This window comes from Bacteroides stercorirosoris (assembly GCF_900142015.1).
In the GTDB taxonomy this organism is placed as follows: Bacteria; Bacteroidota; Bacteroidia; order Bacteroidales; family Bacteroidaceae; genus Bacteroides; species Bacteroides stercorirosoris.
The window spans coordinates 53,004-72,460 of sequence record NZ_FQZN01000006.1 but is presented as its reverse complement, the minus strand read 5'-3'; the positions used below and the strand labels follow the sequence as shown (position 1 = coordinate 72,460).

Here is a 19,457-nt window from a genome sequence, read left to right as displayed (position 1 = left end):
CATCTATTTCTTCAACTCCACATCAAAGCTGGCAGCATCCTTACATGCAAAACGCAGAACCGTCTGATGCTTATCCTTAGAAATTACCTTGCAATAAGGAGTCTCAGCAACCTTCCATTCGCCTCTCAGCGTAACCGTCACAGGTATCTCACCACTATCATTGTCAATCCAGGGACGGGAATAGATGCTACGTTCCTTGCGCTTGCCATCCTTATCAAAGGCTTCATCGCTCGGACCCCGATAAAGGGCCAGGTCCGGTTGGGAAACGGTCAACAAGAGCTTTCCTTTATCCTCACGTATCATCACAAGACAGGAAGTATCGGCCTTCTGCAACAAACCCTCTTTCGGCAACACCTGCGGAGTTTCAAAGAGTACATAAGACGTTAAGTTATCCGTCAGGGAACGGACAATATGCGCATTGCCGTCTTGCTGCAAAACTTTATAAGTAGGTTTACGGGCAAACGCTTTCAGAGCCGCCTCATCCGTACGCGGCAGGACAGCATATTCATAAGAAGCACCCTTCGGAGCCTTTCCATGTTCCAGCACCAACGAAACCCAGTCGCCGGAAGTAGGCTTCGGATTACGTTCGCCTACGGAAACCTGTGGAAAGTTTTTCTCATATTTCGCCGTTTTCATCGAGTTTTTCGATAGATAATAGCCTACGCCGTTAGGGTCTATATACGTTTGACCATCGCTTTTGTAAGCCTCCCAATACTTATGCATTTCGGGAGTGACGGCAGCCAATTGGAAGACGGTAGTCTCTGTGGGGAACTCTTCGTTCGTATTCTCAATATCCGTGCCCAGGCAAACAATCGTTCCGTTAAAGAAGTGATAGGACTTACGGGCACGATGCGAACCATTGTACTTGTCATGTTCGTGCAGCTTCATTCCGAAGTTACCGTTCAGCCGTGCCTGCGACAAGCCTCCGGCAAATGCTTCATCAGAATAGAGCATCTCCTCCATACCGGAGAAAGTATCCACGTTCATTACTTTTGCGCGGAGTTGGTCGTAGGGTAAATGAATGGTTGTCGTGCCGGGGAAACGATTCCAGTCAAAACCGGCTTCCTGCCAGCCACTGGTTGCGAAAGTGACAATTTCATCGGGCTTCCCGGTTAATATCTGCATACTTCCGTGGGCAAGATAACGACCGTAGAAGTTGGCATCCAGATAGTGTTCCGCTGCCCAAAGGTAACGGGAATGTCCACGCACCACAGCTGCCCAGTTATCCCGGCGCTGCACTGAAACGCAGCCGTAACCTAAAGCCAGATTGCCTTGCGGATCGGATTCTGGACGGAAGCCTTGCGCCTCAAACAGTTTCTTCAATTCCTGTTCGCGGGTAGTGGACGACTTCGGAAGATAATCCGGAGCATTTTTATCAGGAGTTTCCGTACGCGAAACCAGGCGCAGATAGGCCGCAGCCAGTTCCGGATCATACTTTTGTTTCCCGTCAGGAGTACCCGCCAAGGCCAGAGTAGCGTATTGCACGGGAATCAATTGTCCCTTCCCGTTAGGATGACGTCCCGACATGGAGAGTGCCCATTGCTTGAAGTTGCAGTAGAAACGCATGGTGAGCAACACCTTCTTCACTGCCTCGTGCGCCAGTTCGGAAACTTTGAATTCCGTTCCGCTCAACAGATAAATCATATTCGTAGCACCATCCAGGCCGCCTACAGCATAAGCCGGATAGTTATTACGGTGATGGAAACAAGATCCGTCTTTCTTGAAAGAACCTGCCAGTCCCAATGCCGGACGGCAACCGTAGTCTATCCAGCGGGAGAAAGAACGGAGGTATTGCAGCTTCTCGGGAGTATCTTCCATAATCAGGATGCTTGCCATGCGGCCCTGCGTCTGCGTATTGAAGGAGTCGATGTCAATACCGTTGACCGTAGGTTTGGGATAAACCTCATTGGTGATGGCATACCAACGCAAGGTGCGCTCGGCCTCATCCAGTTTACCCGTTTCACGCAAAACGTCTTTCATCAGAAAATACGCCACATACAGGCCACGCATACTGTATCCGTAATGATGAATATTTCCCCAGCAACTGCCGTATGCCACACCCTGGTCGGTGATATGGTCGTACATCGCCAGGAACTTCTGTTTCAGTTCGTCCTTCACTGCTGCCTCCGAAGCATTATTATAAGCATAAGCTATCCGGCGCATCAGATTGAAGTACTCGTTCATTTCCATGCCCAGTTTAGTGAACATACCTTTATCCCAATTGGGGTACATACGTTCGTAGGCCTCCGCCTGCCGCACCATAAAGATGGGCAAACCGCTTACAACTCCATTTTTATACGTTATTCCATAGAAGTCATACTTCTTACGGATGGTTTCCAGTTCCTTTTCCGATAGTTTGGAAGGAGTATAGAGCATATCACGGAAACGTTTTTCCATCAGTTTCATATCTTCCCTGTTCTTTTCAGTAACCGGAGTCAGAGCGATTTCCGGTTTCCACAAGGAGTGTTCATAAATCACGAGCCAGTGGTTGGTGGTTCCTTTATTGACGAAAGGCACCTGCACATCAGCTGTTTGCTGGCGGGCATCTACCTTACTGGCAGTTATCAGATGGTCGATGAACAATTCGCCTTTCACATCTGGAGCCACGATACGCAGTTCGTTCATTCCGAGTTCGGGAGTGCCTTGCATATCACGCTCGTAACATACCCAGGCGGCACGCCAACCGGTGAAGTTGATACCGAAAGGAAAAGAAGTACATTTCTTGCCGTCTTTCAAAAACTCAAATTGAATGGTGGTGTCCTGTGCCTGTCCATTATACACCCATACGATAAAAGCGGAAAGATAAGTATCTTTTCCCGTAGGGTCTTTTTGCTCAAATTGCAGATCGCGGCGGAGGGAAAGCACGGAGCCGGGTTCAAAGGTCCAGCGCAGGCTATGTGTACCGTCTTTATAATGTTGATCACTAATGCCAAGAGTGGCTTTCGTTACGTCCAGTCCGACAGGCAGTTCCGGGCCTTCAAAAGAAAGTAACCGTTCGTTTTTCACGACTTGTGCCGACAGACTGGACGAGAACAGCAAGACACATACGGTGGCAAGGATAGGTTTCATTAAATTAGGTTTCGTTATCATGGTATGGGTATTAATAGGTTGAATTTAAGTGTTCGATACGGAAGCCCGTGAAACGGACATGATTTTGCAGAAGACGGAGACCGAAATGTCCGTCGCCTGCACCGGATTCAATGGGCAGGCGAAAAAGTTCTTCACCGTCCACACTGAAGGTAGTACAGTTATCCTGAACGCGGATTTGGATATGATACCATTGGTTAGGATTCAGCAGATGAACCGGATCGGCATATTCTCTAATAAGGGGTTTGACGCGTGCCTCATCCACTTCGTAAAATTCTCCGTAGTAGCGGCGGAAACGGGTGGTGGTATTATCATTACCTCCATATCCTACATAAAAAAGATTCAAGGTATTGTAGTTGCGAAAGATTCCGTTGCGCCAGGTGGCACGGGCAAAGAGCTTACCGGGATGCTTCGGGTCATTTGCCGCCCAAAAACAGTTCATATCGCTGAGGCGGTCGTGTTTACCACCGTTCATTACGGTACAAATGTGGTAACTGATTTCGTAATCACCGGTCAGGCGATCTTTATACCATAGGGTGAGTCCTTCGGGGACGATGAGTTCCAGGGTATCTTCACGGATAGTAAAGTCCATCAGTCCCGACTGATCTTCAGCTACCCAATGCCCCAATGATGTACGCTCCTGCGCCAGCAAAGTGCAGGGAAAGAAAAGGAAAAGGAATTTCCACAGAATTTGTATGAAAGATGAATGTGTCATTTCCGGTATTAGTTTCGTTCACAATATTTCCACACTACAAAGAAACGGCACTTTTTAGAGGAAATGGCACATAAATCGTACAAAAAAGGTATATTTTAGTAATTGACCGGCAGGAAAACGTTCACTAAGGATGCATCTCCTCAAACGCCTTATTTTCTTCCGCTATCGTGCTGATGGTTTCCAGCAGTTCACTGATAGGAAGGTCGAAGTTATACCAATCGGTATAGCAATCAGTGACATACCATTTCCCGTCAATCAGTTCGAACACCACGCGAAGGGAAGCTTCCGATTCATCATAACCGGCTTCAAATTCTTTGTGCTTGGGATTGTTCACCGTGAAGCGAGAGACATAGATACCACCCTCTTCGTCCGTAATACGTTCTTCCTTAAATACGTCTTCACCCAGCAATGCCCACTTATCGCGTGTAAACGGAAAAGTCTTCTCCGTCTCGCCATCTTCCTCTAACAGAGCAATGGGAGTTTTCAACGGAAACTTAATACGGGAATACTGGAAAGAGGCACTGGAAGTGAATTTCTTGAGGAATGCCTGGAAGTCCTCATTAGCTGCGGCAGCCTGACTATTCGTAGTCGTCAGCATAAGTACCGCGAAAAGACAAAATACAAAGTGAATTGCCTTCATCTAGTTACAATGTCAAAGGGTTTATAAATCAGCGGCAAAGATAATGCAAACCGAAGGTAATACAAAATAAGCGAGCTTATTTTTAATTCCAAGATATGGCTAATCTTCTATAAAATGTATATGTCAAATAATAATAATTCATATCTAAACATATAAAACATCCATCTTGCAGGGCTACACCCTTTCCCCCGGATGGTGTAGCCATCACATACAAAGGGTGTAGCCATCCGACAAAAAAGGTGTAGCCCTGCAAAATAGCCCTCGGAAGTACTCCAGGCAGGGATCGGAATGAAATATAAAACTATACCAATATCTTTTCATGTAACATTTTATCATGTATCTCACTTCTGCCTCAGATACTCAAACCCGAAGCGGCAACGCAGACAATCTTTCCTATCACAATACTCTTTTTGCAGTTGCAGCAAAGCCTGGGAATCAGCAGCAGTAGAAACATGCAGCCCTGCCCCACTCCAATGCCGGATGATGTGATTGTCTTCCGCTTTCAAGCCTTCGAGGAAACGCGTGGCACGGTCACAGAGCACCTCATCCGCTTTGTGCAGCCCGTAGGCATAAAGAAAAGGAATAACAGTGTTGATAACAATCAGATTCAGAGCATTCTTTCCCACCTGCTTTTCCTGTGAGGGAGAAGCTTTGCTAAAATTGAAGTGTTCCTTCCAATAAGGAGAAGCTGCGACAGCCAGTATCTTCTGAACAGCTTCCAGGGTTTCCGCTTCCATAATGCGGGAAAAGAGAGAGTGTTCTTTATGATAAAGATTCGCCAACTGTGCCAGCCGGACATGGGGAAAATTGCCGGGACGCAAACGGAGAAAACGCCATTGGCCGACAGCCATCGGAGCAGCCAATTCAAACTTATGCTGCAAATAGCGGAATTCTTTCTGCAACTTCAGATAATACTCATCCGCATCCGGCAACTCCTCGTCCAACAATCCCGCCTGGCCGAAAAAGAAAGCTTCTATTTGGAAAAGATCATCCCGATGCTTGTCTACCGCACGGAAAGGCAGATGACTGGCCCACGCCTCAAAAGCATCTCCATTCAGCCCGAAGCCGAAGTTGCGGGACAGGGTGATAAAGAATACATCTTCCCAATTGCGATTGAACCGTTCCAACCGGGCGGTAATGGCACGGGCTTTCTGTTCGAAGCGCTCCACCTGCAAGGCGGAAAGCCAGGAATGAACGGTCAGTTTCGGAAGAGAAGATAATATGGAATAACAAGGAGGATAAATCTCCGCATGACGCAATTCCTCATAATGCCAGAGAACTGTTTCGGGACAGGAAAGTTGTAATTGCAATACCTTTTCTCCGTTGAAGCGGAATACTTCGCAGTCTATCGTTTCCGCCACGTGCAGGATGACGTTGTTATAAGCTTCATCCTTATCATGCCCATGCTTCAGCCAGTCGGACGACAGCGTATGTATCTCGACGTTCCCCACCCAGTGGGTACCACCTATTTTCAGTTTGGCATTGAAGAAGTCGGGGCCTGCGTTTGTGTTCGGTAGTCCGGCATCTATCACTTCAACCGGTTCGCCGGTGGTGGTTTGGAGCATCTTTAAAGGGAATATTTTATGTTTCCAAACGTAGTGCAGTAGTTGTTCCATGTTAACAAGACGTTAATGTTGCCCGCAAATGTAAGAAAAACATTACCTTTGCGACCTATAGTTTGTTGATAAACTGAATAAAAAACAAAAGAAACAATGAAAATAGCACTAATCGGCTACGGAAAGATGGGCAAGGAAATCGAGAAGATCGCCCTCAGCCGCGGACATGAGATTGTAAGCATCATCGACGTAAACAACCAGGAGGATTTTAACTCGGACGCTTTCAAGAGCGCAGACGTTGCCATAGAATTCACAAATCCTATGGTAGCCTACTCCAATTATATAAAAACCTTCGAAGCCGGAGTGAAGTTGGTTTCCGGCAGTACCGGATGGATGGACAAACACGGTGAGGAAATCAAAAAACTTTGTACCCAAGGAGGCAAAACGCTGTTCTGGGCATCCAATTTCAGCTTGGGCGTGACCATCTTCTCTGCCGTGAATAAGTATCTGGCAAAGATTATGAACCAGTTTCCTGCCTACGACGTGACGATGAGTGAAACACACCATATTCATAAACTGGACGCACCAAGCGGTACAGCCATCACGCTTGCCGAAGAGATCCTGGAAAACCTGGACCGTAAAGGCCACTGGGTGAAAGGAACTTTGCAGGCACCGGACGGAACCGTTTCCGGTACTACAGAATGTGCCGCAGACGAACTGCCGGTAAGCTCTATCCGCGAAGGTGAAGTGCCGGGTATTCATGTCATCCGCTACGAATCGGAAGCCGACAGCATCATCCTGACCCATGATGCCAAGAACCGTAAAGGTTTTGCGCTGGGTGCTGTTCTTGCCGCCGAATATACAGCTGATAAGGAAGGTTATCTGGGAATGAGCGACTTGTTCCCGTTCTTAAAATAATAAACACGCTTCAACAAAAATAATATAATAATGAGAAAAGCAACTCGCACCCAATGGGTTAAATTCGCAATCGTCACCGTACTTTACCTCGCTTTCCTGGTATGGGTGAAAAGCTGGCTGGGATTGATCGTCGTACCTTTTATCTTCGACATCTACATCAGCAAGAAAATCCCCTGGGGCTTCTGGAAAAAATCAGAGAACCCGGCTGTACGCAGCGTGATGAGTTGGGTAGACGCTATCGTATTCGCACTGGTAGCCGTTTATTTCGTCAATATCTACGTGTTCCAGAATTATCAGATACCGTCCTCTTCTTTAGAGAAATCTTTGCTGGTAGGCGATTACCTCTACGTAAGCAAACTGAGCTACGGTCCGCGCGTGCCGAACACACCTTTGTCCATGCCGCTGGCCCAACACACTTTGCCGCTGGTAAACACCAAATCATACATCGAATGGCCCCAATGGGACTACAAACGGGTTCCGGGTCTGGGAAAAGTGAAACGGAATGATATCGTAGTATTCAATTTCCCCGCCGGAGATACCGTAGCCACCAACTTCCAGCAGACAGACTTCTATACCCTTGCTTACAACGAGGGACAACGCCTGTATCCGAACCCCGTGAATATGGACAGCCTGACACGCAAACAACAACGCGCTGTTTACGACCTGTACTACAATGCCGGAAGAAACCTGATACGTTCCAATCCGAAGATGTACGGCGATATCGTTGTCCGCCCCGTAGACCGTCGCGAAAACTACGTGAAGCGTTGTGTCGGATTGCCGGGTGACACGTTGGAAATCAGAGATGCCCAGGTTTATATTGACGGTAAACCCATCGAAAACCCCGAAGAGATGCAACTCAACTATCTGGTACAGACCACCGGCCCATACATCACCGAAGATATGTTCCGCGAACTCGGCATCAGCAAAGACGACCAGGCACTCATAAGCAACGAAGGCCTGTTAATGGAAATGGGATTAACCCAACGTGATGCGCAAGGCCGTCTCGCCCCTACCTACGATTTGCCATTAACGAAGAAAATGTACGAAACTCTCTCAGCTAATAAAAAGCTCGTCAGCCGTATCGTCATGGAACCGGAAATATTCTCCGGCCAAATGTATCCGCTGAACCTTTATACCAAATGGGACCGCAACAACTATGGACCTATCTGGATACCGAAAAAGGGCGCTACCATCAAGCTGACCGAAGATAACCTGCCCATCTACGAACGCCCCATCAGAGCCTATGAGGGTAACAAGCTGGAAGTAAAAGAAGACGGCATTTACATCAATGACAAGAAGACCGACGAATATACCTTCAAAATGGATTATTACTGGATGATGGGTGACAACCGTCACAACTCGGCCGACGCCCGTTCGTGGGGATTTGTACCGGAAGACCACGTGGTAGGTAAACCGCTCGTCGTATGGTTGTCACTTGACAAGGACCGTGGTTGGTTTGACGGCAAAATTCGATGGAACCGCCTATTCAAGTGGGTCGGATGATGCCAAATGAAAGAATGAAGAATGAATAATTGGAAGACAGCGGGAACAGTCATTGGAATAATACTCGTTATAGTATTACTCCGGGGCTGTGTCGTAACTTCCTACCTTATCCCCTCATCGGGCATGGAGAATTCCTTGTTTCAGGGAGAACGCATTCTGGTGAACAAATGGAGCTACGGACTGCGTCTTCCTTTCATGTCTCTATGGAATTACCATCGTTGGGGAGACAGTCCTGTGCAAAAGGAGGATATCATCGTTTTTAATAATCCCGCCAATCTTTCGGAGTCCGCCATAGACCGGCGTGAAGTCTTTATCAGCCGTTGCATCGGTGTACCGGGAGATACGTTGCTGATAGACTCCCTGTTTTCCGTCATTCCATCGGAAAAGAATGCACCCGACCAGAAGTTCCTGTACGCCTATCCCCGGGAGAAAGAGAAGCAACTCGATTCATTACTGGCTCTCCTATCCATACAAAACAATCGTCTGATGGGACAGGACAGTATCAGAAATGTACGCAGTTTCAGCCGTTATGAATTTTATCTGTTGGAACAGGCCATGAACGGAAACTGCTGGATAGAGTTACTAAACAAAGAAGATTCTGTAGAAGCCCTGCGGCCACTCATTATTCCCGGCAAAGGCAAAGCGATACGCGTATATCCATGGAACCGGACATTGTTGCGCAACACACTTGTATTACATGAGAACAAACAGGCTGAAATCAAGAATGATACCCTGTACATAGAAGGCAAGCCTGTGCAGCATTGCTATTTTTCCAAAGATTATTATTGGGTAGGCGCCAATAATTCCATCAACCTCTCCGACTCCCGGTTGTTCGGCTTCGTACCGAAAGACCATGTCATCGGCAAAGCCTCTCTCATCTGGTTCTCCAAAGAAAAAGGAACCGGATGGTTCAGAGGTTACCGTTGGAAGCGCTTTTTCAATCCCATAAAATAAGGGAGGAACAATCACTGAAAATATAAATGAAATGAAAACGATATATCTTTCTTCCGCCTATCTGGCACCTGTAGAATATTACGCCAAACTATTGGCATATGATAAAGTTTTTATCGAACAGCATGACCACTATGTGAAACAAACCTACCGCAACCGTTGCACCATTGCAGCACCCGACGGTGAGTTAGCTCTTTCCATCCCCACTGTAAAGCCCGATACCCTGAAATGTCCCTTCCGCGATATCCGCATCTCCGACCACGGAAACTGGCGGCACCTTCACTGGAATGCCTTGTCTTCTTCCTACAACCACACCCCCTTTTTTGAATATTACAAAGACGACTTCCGTCCTTTCTATGAAAAGAAGTATGAGTTCTTAGCCGATTTCAACGAGGAATTGTGCCGCCTCATCTGTTCGCTGATAGACATACAGCCTGACATGGAGCGCACCACAGAATATAAGACCACTTTCACCGTCAATGAAGACGATTTCCGTGATCGCATCCATCCGAAGAAAGATTTCCGTAAGGAAGATCCGGAGTTCACGGCACAACCTTATTATCAGGTTTTTCAGGAACGTCTCGGTTTCCTGCCCAATCTCAGCATCGTCGACTTATTATTCAATATGGGTCCGGAAAGCCTGCTGGTGTTACAACAATCTATTTGCAACAGATAAAATTGTAACCACCAGAACTTTCAGGTGTCATTTTGAGAACTTTTGCAGGAACTCCGCAAGATTTCCTCCTTCTTCTATACCTAACTTTTTGCGCAGACGGTAACGGCTGATTTCGACTCCGCGCAAAGAGATATTCAGCAGCGGAGCAATCTCCTTAGAAAGCAGATTCATCTTGATATAAGCACAAAGCAATTTTTCTTTATTATTCAGTTCGGGGAATGTCTCTTCCAGTTTTTTGAAGAAATCATGATGAACCGAATCAAAAGTACTCTGAAAAGCCTGCAAATCGTCATCATGCTCAATGTTCGTATCAATCTGTCCCAACAACCGGAGTGTCTTCCGGCGAAGGGAGACAAGATTCTCTTCACTGATGGAATGGGAAATGCCCAGCACCTCTTTCTTGATATCCAACAGGATTTCATTCTTGCGCACAATATTGAGTGTAGTACGAATCAATTCTTCTGATTTATGGCGTAACTCTGACTGCAAATTTTCTTCCTTCAGTATATCAATCTTCTTATCTTTCAAATCACTCTCCTTCTGGAATTTCTGTTCTTGCCGGTAAAGTTCCAGTTCTTTTTGCATCAACAAACGCTTACGGCCTTCTGAAATACGATAATACATATAGTAAAACAACAATACTACAACTACCGAATACACCAGATAGCTCCACCATGTACGATACCAGGGCGGCAGGATTTCAAAAGCAAAAGAAGTCTCCACCGGTTCCTGATCCCCATCAGTCAACAACTTCACACTAAACACATACTTGCCTTCATGCAAACCTGTGAATTCTTTCACATTATTCTCACTGTATTCGCTCCAGGCTTCTTTCTCACCGCCTACACTTAACTGATATGAATATAAGACCGTCTGTGCCTTATTATAATTATTCACACTATATTCTATCCTCATCGAATTCTGAGAATAAGGAATCACTATTGGAGCCGTATCATACAAATAACTGCGACCATAAATAAGAGAATCACGTAATCCCGTCAGATACACTTTTCTGATTTGCAAAGTCAGCGGTGGGCGCTGCGTCTGCAAACTATCCATTTTTATCAATGAAAAGCCCTCTTCTGTTCCGACAATTGCCTGATTAGCTTTATAAAGATGTACATCTTCAAAGTTCTCTATCAATGCCCCCTTCAAAAACAATTCATTATTCACCCGACGATATTCCCGCTTAACGGCATCATAATGCAACACTTTCAATGCACCATCCACTACGTACCAGATATTCTGCAATGAATCTATCTTCATATAGGTATATGCTGCCTTGCCTTCCAATAATTGCTCGAGCCAGGTACATGCTTCCAGACAGTCACGACTCTGATCATAGCGCCATAAACCATAATGGGAAGCTATAGTTACTTCATCCTTCACCCGCAGCAAGCATGCATCATAACCACGTGGAAAGTTTATACTATTGTAATCCTTTATTTTTTCTACCTTTCGTAAGTCGTCTGTCAAAGTCAAACGGGAAACTCCATTCTCTTTATTTCCTATCCATAGAATATGGGTAGAATTTTCCATCAGCATATCCTTACATGAACGGCTGAAACCTTCTATATAACTTTCTACCGTCCAATCCGCTCCTTTTTTTGTAAGCAAATACAACCCGCTATAAGTTCCCGCAATCAGCACGTCTTTCCGGGCATCTACCGGAACTACCCCCCATACACCTTTAGGATTATTAAGATACTCCATACGATCTCCATCTATTATAAAGATGCCATTATCCGAACAACAGAAAAGCTTATCGTCGTACTGGTGAAGCGACCACATCTGACCACCCGTACCCGGTACAAAGTTAATAGGATTTCTCTGGCTCAACTGTTCCGGGAGAGTAGAACAATACAAACCTTGATTCGTTGCAAAATAGAATTTATCGCGATAACTACATGAAGCATACCCCGAACCGATCACCGGTTTACCTCCATAGAGTGAAGCAAGCCGTGCATTCAAATGAATGCAATCGATGCCATTATCCAAACCTAACCAGAGACTACCGGCCTTATCAAACATCATACTTAACACCGTTTTGTTTTGCAAACCATTCTCCGTAGATATCACCTCCATTTCATTCGTCTTCAGATTTAAAAGACAAACTCCACCTTGAATGCTGCCCAATGCCAGCAATGAATCTTGCAACGCCGCACAAAAGATCCGGTTTTTACGGCAAAACTCTTCGGCTACAGTGGGATATTTAGTGAAAGAAGTGCCATCATGAATGAAAAGACCATTATCCCGGGTCACTACCAGCAGACTGTCCTGATAGGGTAATAGTCCTCCAATCTTAACCGTAGCGCCTATTGTCGAAGAATCCGATACCCGTCTGAATTCTGTCCCGTTTAACACCAACAACCCTTCAGCGGAAACAATATATAGCTTGTTCTGTACAATCAATGAAGTATAGATCTCCGAAGAATAATCTATTCTATTCACCACATCTTTCTCTATATAAAAGAAATGACGATCCGATTGAAAATATACCCGGTCTCTATCCAGCAGAATATTCCAAATGACTCCCACATTCACATTGGGAGATAAGCTATCAGAAAGGCAAGTATACTCCAACCCGCCAAGACGATTTGGCGTAAAATAACCAAATTGCTCCATTCCACCGATATAAATCCGTCCGTCATACCCCACCTTTACCGCACGCGTTTTAGCATTATGAATCGGGTAAATATTCCACTCTACACCATCAAACTCCAATAGTCCTTTATTATTTGCTGCATATATCCAGCCATTATCATGCTGCTGAATATTCCAATTCTGATTACCGGCTTTATAAGTATGGCGGGTATAGTTACTCACGGGACGTTGCCATCCGGCACTTACAGGAATAGATATAAAGATGAGAAGAATATAAAAACAAGAGAGCTTTTGTTTCATAGCAGTTAACGTTTCATTCTTATAAAAACAAAGATAGAGTATTTTATCTATAAATAAAAGAATTATTTTCAGATGTAGCTAATTTATTATAATAAACATTTAATTATCAATTAAATAATTAAGCCAAGAGAAAGTTCTGATGTAGTCAAAACTAATCAATGAGAAAGTTTTGATGTAGCGTTTTTTTAGGAAACAACCTCATTACACGCATATATTTGCAGCGGATAAAACCATTTTGTTAAACCTAATTAAGTCATACTAACATGAAAAAAGCATCTTATCTATTCACGTGCGTGTTCCTATTCAGCCTGCTCATCAGCGGCAGTGCATGCGGGTCGGACAACGACGAAACAAATCCCCCCGAAACACCCGGTGGTGAAAATCCGGAGCCCCCTATCGGTCTACAAGCCTATATGCTTACCACCACTGACACCCGTACCTATGATCTAAAGGAATCTACGGTGGAATTCGAACCCCAAGCCAGTATGTCACCCAAAAACATTCTGCTGAATCCAGAGCAGACCTACCAGACCATGCAGGGATTCGGAGCTGCACTCACAGGCTCATCAGCTTTCTGCCTAAAACTGATGAAACAGGAAGACCGGACAGCCTTCCTCAAAAAGACCTATTCGCAGACCGAAGGCTACGGAAGCAGCTATGTGCGCATTGCCATCGGCTGCTCCGACTTCTCCTTAAGAGAATATACCTGCTGCGACACACCGGGCATAGAGAACTTCGCCCTGACTTCGGAAGAAACAGATTACGTGATACCTATATTAAAGGAAATCATAGCCATCAATCCGAATATCCGCATACTGGCTTCACCCTGGACCTGCCCTCTATGGATGAAAGACTATCAGAAATACCCTGTCTATCAAAACCGGGAATACACCGCCGGGCAGTTGAAACCCGAATACTACGCCGACTATGCCACCTACTTCGTGAAGTGGGTACAAGCATTCCAGGCAGCCGGCATCCCCATCAACGCCGTCACCATACAGAACGAACCTCTCAACAACAAAAACTCGGCCTCGCTGGTGATGGAATGGAAAGAACAGCGTGACTTCGTGAAAGTGCTGGGCCCCGCCTTCGAGGCAGCCGGACTTTCCACCAGAATCTACGCCTACGACCACAACTATAATTATGATAACAAGGGTGACCAGAATGGTTATCCCTACCAGATATACAACGATCCCGAAGCTGCCAAATACCTGGCCGGAGCCGCCTACCACGACTATGGAGGCAACCGCAGCGAACTGCTCAACGTCTACCAGCGTGCCCCCGAGAAAGACCTGATCTTTACAGAATCTTCCATCGGCACTTGGAATAACGGCCACGACCTGACCAAAACCCTCCTTTCCAATATGGAAAGCATCGGTATAGGCACCATCAACAACTATTGCAGCGCAGTGACCATCTGGAACCTGATGCTGGAGACAGACTTCAACGGAGCCGTACCCAGCAACAACGGCGGGCAGCCCAACCGTCCCGGTGGATGCCAAACCTGCTTCGGAGCCGTAGACCTGAACATGAGCGACTTGAAGACCATTTACATGAATTCGCACTACTACATGATCTGTCACCTCTCAGCAGTGGTAAAGCCCGATGCCGTACGAATCGGGACAAGCGGATACACCGACAATGACATTGCCTACAGCGCCTTCAAGAATACAGATGGAAGCTATGCCTTTGTCATCATCAACAAAAGCAGTTCGGCCAAGAGTATCGTGCTCACCGCCCCCGACGCCTCAGGCAAGAAGCACTCGGCAAACTGCAACTTGCAGCCGCGCTCGGTAAACTCTTTCAAATGGAAATAACAGAGACTTAAATATAATACATCACTTTTTTTAATTTTAAATTTATAGATTATGAGAAATCGATTTTTGCTCGGCATGATGGCACTCAGCCTTATCGGCATGACATCGTGCAAAGATGAGATTGACCAGTTCGATGATCACGGCAGCTCGACTATCGTATCCTTTGTAGGCAGTGAAAAAGCTTACATGGGCGATAGCATCACCTTCGACTTCGAAGTAAAAAGCGGAGGCGTGAAAATCAACCAGGCCAAGGTTCAACTCTATTATGGAGAAGAAATGGTATCCGAAGCTTTCTACAGTCTGAAAGCCGATGGAAAGTACAGCGGAAAAGTACTGGCCCCCTACCAGAAAAACACACCCGACGGAGATGCAAAGGTTATCCTGCGCATCCAGAACGAGCGTTTCAGCAACGACAGCAAAGAAATGACCGTTGCCATCGAACGACCCAAGTACAAAACATTGAAGTTGGTGGCTGCCAATGGCAAAGAATACACCATGACTCCTGTCCCCGGCAAAGAGTATGAATACAAAGCACGTGAAGCTTTCCCGGCCGACATGGAAGCATCTATCATAGCACCGGCCTATTCTGACGGGACAAACAACCCCTACCTGCAAGGCAACAAATTGCAATTCGGTATGGACAATGGCAAGATAGCCCTCAATGCCCCCAAAGGTATCGGCTTCGAAACCACAGGCTATGATGAAGACGGCAAGTATGAAATCACATTCAACACCCTGACTTTTGAAGGTGCCCCATTCCCGAAATTCGGTATACGCTTCGACACGCAGAACAAGTTTATGGAATTCGACGGATCGGGCAATGTATTCTACGTTGAGACCGAATTCAAGAAGGACGACATCATCAAAATCAGCGGCATCAAAGAAGAGTATGCCGAACTTTGGAAGAACCCCACCTGGTTTGACCTCGTAGATGGAGACGAAACTCTGCTCCACTTCCGCGGAAGAGACGGTAAGTACAAACTCACGCTGGATAAAGGTATGAAAGCAATCATGATGGAACAGTTGGAAAACGCTTCTTCATCAAGCACACAGAATGCCACTGCTATGTGGGTGATTGGTAATGATAAGATAGGATTCCCATCATACGCTCAGAACAACATTAACTGGAACACGGGCAAAGCATTCAACCTGGTTCCGCTCACCGATACCAAGTATGAACTGATAATGCTTGTAGGGCAAAACGTAAATGGCGTCAACTTCAAGTTCTTCGGACAGAAAGGATGGGGATTGGAATGGATAGGTCCCGGAGCATATAGTGCAAAAGAAGGCGGCAATTACATCAAGTACGCCAGTGACGGTAACTTCAACGCCAACGATGCCTGGCCCGCCGGCAAATACATGGTGATGACTGTAGAAACCAGCACCAGCCCGAACGGACTCTGGATAAAGGCCTTGGACGAACTCCCCTTGTATGAAATGGACGAATGACCAACTTTCTTAAAGTATAGATAAACAATTAAGTATAGATATATGAAAAAAAGATATTATATAGCAGCCATGTTTGCCCTTGGTTTGGTAGCACAACCTGCCACTCTACGCGCCAGCGCTGCTGACGAAGCCAACGGTATTGAAACCGTACAGCAACAAAAACAACGCATCAGCGGTTTGTTGACCGATTCCAATGGTGACCCCATCATCGGTGCCACCGTCAGGGTACAAGGTACCACCAACCGCGGTGTCATCAGTGATGTCGAGGGACGATACTCCATCGAAGCAGCTCCCGGCGAAGTGCTGGAATTCAGCTATATCGGATTCGTCAGTGTAGATCACAGAGTGAAAGCCGACGAAACCACTTTTAACCTCCGAATGGAGATGGATGCCATCGCCACGGAAGAAGTAGTGGTTGTGGGTTACGGTAAGCAGAAGAAAGAGAGCGTAGTAAGCTCCATGTCAACCGTAGGACCGGCTCAATTGAGTGTTAAGAGCGCCAACCTTACCAACAACATCGCCGGTAAGCTGTCCGGTCTGATTGCCGTACAGCGTTCGGGTGAACCGGGTTGGGACGATGCTCAGTTCTTTATCCGTGGTATCAGTTCGTATGCCGGTGGAACAGACCCACTGGTATTGGTAGACGGTGTACCCCGTAAAATGAATGACATTGACGTAGATGAAATCGAAACATTCTCTATTCTGAAGGATGCCGCCGCAACGGCCGTGTATGGTGCCGAAGGTGCTAACGGTGTAGTATTGATTACTTCCAAACGTGGTAAATCACAGAAGACGGTTGTCAGCATGTCAGCCGAATACGGCTACGCCACGCCGCTCCGCCTGCCCAACCTCATGAGTTCTTACGACTATTTGAGCTTATACAACGAAGCAGACTGGAACAGCAACGGCAACCCGCGCGCCAACTACACAGCACCGGTGAGCGATGCTGACCTGGAAAAATACCGTAGCGGTGTAGACCCCGACCTCTATCCGGATGCAGACTGGATGAGCATGTTGCGCGACCACACCAGCAGCCAACGCTACACCATCAACTTCCGTGGTGGTGGCGACCGCGTACGCTTCTTCGTATCGGGTGCCTACTATACGCAAGACGGTGTATATAAAGAGAAGAAGAACGCCGACTACGATTCAAACATCAGCTTCGACCGCTACAACCTGCGTTCCAATATCGACTTCGAACTGAGCAAGACCACCCGCATGTCTGTAGATATGTCCGGACAGTACATCAACCGTACGGCTCCCTCCAAGACAGCCGCTGACATCTTCGGTGGTATGACATTGCAACCTGTGCACCTCTATCCGCAGATCTATTCGGACGGTTCAGCCGCACAGCACCCCAACTATGACAATTCGGGTCTTCGTCAGAACCCTTACAACTTCCTCTACTTCAGTGGTTACAGTAAGAGTTGGGATGCCACATTCCAAAGCAAGGTATTGTTGGAACAAGACCTGGACTTCATCACGAAGGGACTTTCTGTAAGAGGTAGCGTCAGCTTCGATGCCAACTCCAACCAGTATGTCAACCGCACCATGTCGCCCGCTACCTTTACGGCTACCGGACGCGACGCCGATGGCAACCTGATATTCAAGTCATTGGAAGCGGGTTCGGCACTGAGTAACCCCTCAAGTGGTTCATCCGGCGGTAACAAGAAGATCTACATTGAGGCATCCCTCAACTACAAGCGTAACTTTAGCGACAAGCACGATGTTACGGGATTGCTGCTCTACAACCAAAAGGAAACCCAGAACCAGAACGTCGGTGGCCTCAACCTGCTTCCTTATCGTAAACAAAGCGTCGTAGGTCGTGGTTCTTATACTTACGACAACCGCTACACCATCGAAGGTAGCTTCGGTATGACAGGTAGTGAGAACTTCGCCCCGGGTCACCGTTGGGGTATCTTCCCCGCTGTGGGTGGAGCCTGGTATGTAAGCCACGAAAAGTTCTTCGAACCTGTACAGAAAGTAATCAGTACCTTGAAACTGCGTGCATCCTATGGACGTACCGGTAACGACCAGTTGGGCAATACCCGTTTCCCCTACCAGGAAGCAATGAACACCGATGCCGGCGGCCTCAACCTGGGTATATCAGGCATATCAAACGGTAATGCACAGAACTGGTTCGGCGGATTGAGCGAAAACCGCGCCTACTACGCCAACCTGCGTTGGGAGATTGAGGACAAAACCAACTTCGGTTTCGACCTCGGTCTGTTGAACGGACAGTTAGACCTCTCTATGGACTACTTCTCCAACCGTCGTAAGGACATCCTGATTACCCGTAACACGGTTCCCTCAATGAGCGGTCTGCAATCCAACCCTACCCAGAACTATGGTATCGTAAGCAACAAGGGTGTTGACGGAAGTTTGACTTTCAAACAACACGTAGGCAATCTGAACCTGACGTTCCGTGCCAACTACACGTATGCGAAGAACAAGATTGTGGAAACGGATGAAATCAGACATAAATACAGCTACCAAGATCTCACGGGTATGTCATTGTGGACTCCTTTCCTCTACATCGCCGACGGACTCTATACACCCGATGATTTCAACATCACTGTAGATCCTGTGAGCGGTGCCGAAAGCTACCAACTGAAATCCGGTGTAGCCGATCCGGGAGCAGCCGTAGCACCCGGTGACATCAAGTACCGCGACTTGAACAATGACGGTGTCATCAACGACGATGACAAAACCTACCATAACGGTCATCTGGACAAGACCCCGCGTAGCGTATATGGTCTTTCACTGAACGCCGAATGGAAAGGATTCTTTGCCGGCATCTTCTTCCAGGGTGTGACGGGCTGTTCCATCAACCTGATGAGCAAGGCATCCAACTTCATGCCGTTCAACCAGGGTAAGGACGCTTCTTCCGCACGTATGGAGGCTATGAGCCGCTGGAAAGCATCTGATCCCTACAACGACAACGTGCTCTACCCGCGCTTGCGCAACAATACTTTTGCACACAACCTGCAACCGAGCACCTGGTGGTATCGTGACGCAAGTTTCCTCCGTCTGAAGAACGTGGAATTCGGTTACCAGTTCAACAAGAAGCAACTGAAGTCATTGCGCCTCACCAACCTGCGCCTCTACGTACAAGGCACCAACCTGAAGACCTGGGACGATGTGAAATATTGGGATCCGGAACTGGGTGATGCAAACTCAGGTGCCAAATACCCCATCTCCAGCACTTGGACTTTTGGAGCAGAAGTTACATTCTAAACAT

The 19,457-nt window shown here is 46.9% G+C and carries 12 protein-coding genes; 7 read left to right on the top strand and 5 right to left on the bottom strand.

Annotation, left to right across the window (positions count from 1 at the left end):
- Window positions 1–3: 3 nt before the first annotated feature.
- The 4 genes from BUC01_RS06190 to BUC01_RS06175 all read right to left on the bottom strand — a co-directional run bounded on the left by BUC01_RS06190 (window position 4) and on the right by BUC01_RS06175 (window position 6,058).
- A complete protein-coding gene (locus BUC01_RS06190) occupies window positions 4–3,069 on the bottom strand; it encodes a chondroitinase family polysaccharide lyase (RefSeq protein WP_073313054.1) in 3,066 nt (1,021 codons plus the stop codon).
- A 31-nt stretch (window positions 3,070–3,100) separates the two neighbouring features.
- Complete coding sequence (locus tag BUC01_RS06185) at window positions 3,101–3,802, bottom strand: DUF6250 domain-containing protein (protein WP_025831240.1); 702 nt, start codon at window positions 3,800–3,802, stop codon at window positions 3,101–3,103.
- Between the two features lie 124 nt (window positions 3,803–3,926).
- Entirely contained in the window at window positions 3,927–4,442 is a 516-nt protein-coding gene (locus tag BUC01_RS06180; protein ID WP_025831239.1) for a hypothetical protein, read from the bottom strand.
- A gap of 341 nt (window positions 4,443–4,783) precedes the next feature.
- The gene (locus tag BUC01_RS06175; RefSeq protein WP_025831238.1) at window positions 4,784–6,058 is read right to left on the bottom strand and encodes a DUF2851 family protein; all 1,275 of its coding nucleotides are present in this window, start codon (window positions 6,056–6,058) and stop codon (window positions 4,784–4,786) included.
- A gap of 96 nt (window positions 6,059–6,154) precedes the next feature.
- Here BUC01_RS06175 and dapB point away from each other — a divergent pair, with 96 nt between their 5' ends.
- The 4 genes from dapB to BUC01_RS06155 are packed head-to-tail and all read left to right on the top strand — an operon-like array spanning window position 6,155 to window position 10,046.
- On the top strand, window positions 6,155–6,916 hold the full coding sequence (gene dapB / locus BUC01_RS06170) for a 4-hydroxy-tetrahydrodipicolinate reductase (protein ID WP_025831237.1): 762 nt from the start codon (window positions 6,155–6,157) through the stop codon (window positions 6,914–6,916).
- Between the two features lie 30 nt (window positions 6,917–6,946).
- Complete coding sequence (locus BUC01_RS06165; protein ID WP_073313053.1) at window positions 6,947–8,419, top strand: S26 family signal peptidase; 1,473 nt, start codon at window positions 6,947–6,949, stop codon at window positions 8,417–8,419.
- Between the two features lie 21 nt (window positions 8,420–8,440).
- A complete protein-coding gene (gene lepB, locus BUC01_RS06160; protein WP_025831236.1) occupies window positions 8,441–9,373 on the top strand; it encodes a signal peptidase I in 933 nt (310 codons plus the stop codon).
- Window positions 9,374–9,404: 31 nt separating this feature from the next.
- Window positions 9,405–10,046 carry a WbqC family protein gene (locus tag BUC01_RS06155; protein ID WP_025831235.1) on the top strand — a complete coding sequence of 214 codons (642 nt, stop codon included), beginning with the start codon at window positions 9,405–9,407 and terminating at the stop codon, window positions 10,044–10,046.
- 27 nt (window positions 10,047–10,073) lie between these two features.
- Here the strand turns inward: BUC01_RS06155 and BUC01_RS06150 are convergent, their stop codons facing one another.
- On the bottom strand, window positions 10,074–12,950 hold the full coding sequence (locus tag BUC01_RS06150) for a ligand-binding sensor domain-containing protein (RefSeq protein WP_073313052.1): 2,877 nt from the start codon (window positions 12,948–12,950) through the stop codon (window positions 10,074–10,076).
- A 263-nt stretch (window positions 12,951–13,213) separates the two neighbouring features.
- Between BUC01_RS06150 and BUC01_RS06145 the strand changes: the two genes are divergently transcribed.
- Genes BUC01_RS06145 through BUC01_RS06135 form a run of 3 tightly spaced genes read left to right on the top strand, consistent with a single transcriptional unit; the run spans window position 13,214 to window position 19,453 of the window.
- A complete protein-coding gene (locus tag BUC01_RS06145; RefSeq protein WP_025831234.1) occupies window positions 13,214–14,767 on the top strand; it encodes an endo-1,6-beta-glucanase in 1,554 nt (517 codons plus the stop codon).
- A 51-nt stretch (window positions 14,768–14,818) separates the two neighbouring features.
- The gene (locus BUC01_RS06140; protein ID WP_025831233.1) at window positions 14,819–16,216 is read left to right on the top strand and encodes a DUF5125 domain-containing protein; all 1,398 of its coding nucleotides are present in this window, start codon (window positions 14,819–14,821) and stop codon (window positions 16,214–16,216) included.
- 42 nt (window positions 16,217–16,258) lie between these two features.
- A complete protein-coding gene (locus BUC01_RS06135) occupies window positions 16,259–19,453 on the top strand; it encodes a SusC/RagA family TonB-linked outer membrane protein (RefSeq protein WP_073313051.1) in 3,195 nt (1,064 codons plus the stop codon).
- The last annotated feature ends 4 nt before the right edge of the window (window positions 19,454–19,457 follow it).